Below are 2028 nucleotides of genomic sequence, written 5' to 3'. Positions count from 1 at the left end.
CGCACCCGATCCACCGGCACACCGACCGACGCCATCCCACCCGAACCGGCCAGCGCCAGAATCGCCCGGCTCCGCAACGCCACAACCTTCGCCGCATCCTGCAACGACAACGCACCCGCGACACACGCGGCAGCGATCTCACCCTGCGAATGCCCCACCACCGCAGCCGGCTTCACCCCGAACGAAGCCCACAACTCCGCCAGAGAGACCATCACCGCCCACAACACCGGCTGCACCACATCCACCCGGTCGAGCCACTCCTCCGACCCCGACCGCAACACCGACACCAACGACCAGTCCACGAACGGCGCAAGAGCCGCCTCACACTCCGCAACCCGCCCCGCGAACACCGGCGACGAATCCACCAACCCCGCAGCCATCCCCAACCACTGCGAACCCTGACCAGGGAACACCAACACCGGCCGACCGACCGGCAACGCGGTCCCCGAGACGACACCCGGTACGGCCTCCCCGGTGCTCAGCGCCACGAGACCGGACGTCAACTCGGCGCGGTCCCCGGCCGATACGACGCCGCGATGCTCCAGCGCCGACCGGGACACGGCCAGCGCGGATGCCAGCGCGGCCGGCTCGATCTCGGGATGCTCGGCCACGAAGTCGGCCAATCGCCGCGCCTGTGCCCGCAACGCGCCGTCCGAGCGGGCAGACACCACGAACTGCCGGGCAATGGCGGGCGTGTTCGTCGCGTCGGGTTCGGACACCGGCGCCGCTGTGGGCGCGTGCTCCAGTACGACGTGTGCGTTGGTGCCGCTGGCGCCGAAGGACGACACGCCGGCCCGGCGCGGACGACCCGTCTGCGGCCACTCGCGAGCCTCGGTCAACAACTCGACCGCACCCGCCGCCCAATCCACGTGCGGCGACGGCTCGTCCACATGCAGCGTCCGCGGCAGTACACCCGCACGCATCGCCATGACCATCTTGATCACACCCGCGACACCCGCCGCGGCCTGCGCATGACCGATATTCGACTTCAACGACCCCAGATACAACGGCTGTTCGTCGAAGCGGTCCCGGCCGTAGGTCGCGATCAGCGCCTGGGCCTCGATCGGGTCGCCCAGGGTCGTACCGGTACCGTGCGCCTCCACCGCGTCCACGTCCCGGCTGTTCAGGCCCGCATTGGCGAGCGCCTGGCCGATGACCCGCTGCTGCGACGGACCGTTGGGCGCGGTCAGACCGTTGCTCGCGCCGTCCTGGTTGACCGCCGTGCCCCGCACCGTAGCCAGCACCCGGTGGCCGTTGCGCCGGGCGTCGGAGAGCCGTTCCACCAGCAGCACACCGACACCCTCGGACCAGCCGGTCCCGTCGGCCGCGGACGAGAACGCCTTGCACCGACCGTCCGGCGACAGCCCACGCTGGCGGCTGAATTCGACGAACACCTCGGGCGTCGACATCACCGTCACACCACCGACCAGCGCCATCGAGCATTCGCCGCTGCGCAGCGCCTGGCCGGCCAGGTGCAGGGCCACCAGCGACGAGGAGCAGGCCGTGTCCACGGTCACCGCCGGGCCCTCGAACCCGAAGGTGTAGGAGACCCGACCGGAGACGGCGCTACCCGACTTGCCGGTCAGCGCGTACCCCTCGACCTCGGCGTTCACCGGGCCCGTGCCGTCCACGTAGTCGTGGTACATGACGCCGGCGAACACGCCGGTCCGGCTGCCGCGCAACGTGGCCGGGTCGATCCCGGCCCGCTCGAACACCTCCCACGAGGTCTCCAGCAACAACCGCTGCTGCGGGTCCATCGCCAACGCCTCACGCGGCGAGATGCCGAAGAAGCCGGCGTCGAACAGCCCCGCGTCATAGAGGAATCCGCCCTCGGACGCATAGCTCTTCCCGGACGCCGCAGGATCCGGGTCGTACAGGTTCTCCAGGTCCCAGCCACGATCGTCCGGGAACCCGGCGATCGCGTCCCCACCCCCCGCAACCAGGTCCCACAGGTCCTCCGGCGAGGCCACCCCGCCCGGATAGCGGCACGCCATCCCGACGATCACCACGGGATCCCCGTCGACCACC

1 protein-coding gene is annotated in these 2028 nt (G+C 70.7%); it reads right to left on the bottom strand.

From position 1 onward, the window contains the following. The coding region (locus ABZ374_RS48405) for a type I polyketide synthase (protein ID WP_360325199.1) at window positions 1-2028 on the bottom strand (2028 nt) is incomplete at both ends.

This window comes from Embleya sp. NPDC005971 (assembly GCF_040629175.1).
In the GTDB taxonomy this organism is placed as follows: Bacteria; Actinomycetota; Actinomycetes; order Streptomycetales; family Streptomycetaceae; genus Embleya.
This window is presented reverse-complemented; position numbering and strand designations above follow the sequence as displayed.